1 protein-coding gene is annotated in these 1,271 nt (G+C 71.0%); it reads right to left on the reverse strand.

Annotated elements, in window-relative coordinates:
- Window positions 1-1,271 (reverse strand): amino acid adenylation domain-containing protein (locus FOF48_RS36200; protein ID WP_143909569.1); only part of this gene is annotated, 1,271 nt, incomplete at both ends.

Below are 1,271 nucleotides of genomic sequence, written 5' to 3' on the forward strand. Positions count from 1 at the left end.
TCGATTTCACCCAGCTCGATGCGGAAGCCGCGCACCTTCACCTGGAAGTCGATGCGGCCCAGGAAGTCGAGCGTGCCATCCGCCAGCCAGCGGACCTTGTCGCCGGTGCGGTAGAGGCGTTCGCCGGGCGTGGTGGCGAACGGGTGAGGGACGAAGCGCTCCGCGGTCAGGTCTGGCCGGTGGAGGTAGCCCCAGGCGAGGCCCTGCCCGCCGACGTAGAGCTCGCCCGCGACGCCGGTGGGAACCGGACGCAGGTGGGAGTCGAGGACGTAGGTGGTGGAGTTGGAGAGCGGCCTACCGATGGACACCGAGCCGTCGACGCGGGAGCCCCGGTGAAGGGAGTGGGTGGAGGAGAAGGTGGTGTTCTCCGTGGGGCCGTAGCCGTTGATGAGCACGGCGCCTTCAGGGAGCCGGGCCAGATGCTCGCGCACCCTGGCGGCGGGGAGTACGTCGCCACCGGCGAGGAGCTGGGGGATGCCAGCGAGTGCTTCGGGCTGGTGGAGGGCCATCTGCTCGAAGAGCGAGGCGGTGAGCCACAGCGACGTCACGCGGTGGTGGCGAAGCTGAGCCGCGAGTTCCTCGAGGGAGAGGGAGTGCGGGGGCGCGAGGACGAGCTTCGCGCCGTGCAGCAACGCCCCCCAGAGCTCGAGAGTGGAGGCATCGAAGGCGGAGGGGGCGAACTGGAGCCAGACCTCGTCAGGCCCGAAGCGCATGAAGGTGTTGCCGAGCACCAGGCGGGTGATGCCGCGGTGGGGAACGCAGACGCCCTTGGGCCTGCCGGTGGAGCCGGAGGTGAACATGACGTAGGCGAGCGATTGGCCGTCGAGGAGGATGTCCGGCGCATGGGTCGGCAGCGCGGCGATGTCGTGGGCCTGGGCATCCAGCCAGACCCGAGTGCCGGTGGCCGGCAGCAGTGAGGCGAAGGGCTGGTGGGTGACGACGACGCGGACGTCGGCGTCGTCGAGCAGGGCGGCGATGCGCTCCACGGGGGCGTTGCGGTCCACGGGGACGTAGGCCGCGCCGGCCTTGAGGATGGCCAGGATGGCCACCACCAGCTCGAAGGAGCGCTCGACGGCGAGGCCGACGCGAGCACCGGGGACGATGCCCACCGCACGCAGGTGATGGGCCAGTTGATTCGCGCGCGCATCCAACTGGGCATACGTCAACGTGGCGTCTCCCAGCGCGAGGGCCACGGCGTCCGGCGTGCGCGCGGCCTGCCGGGCGAAGTGGACGTGGACGGGGAGGTCCGTGGGACTGGCGACCGCGGAGGG

The sequence above is a fragment of the Corallococcus sp. Z5C101001 genome (assembly GCF_007352635.1).
Lineage (GTDB): Bacteria > Myxococcota > Myxococcia > Myxococcales > Myxococcaceae > Corallococcus > Corallococcus silvisoli.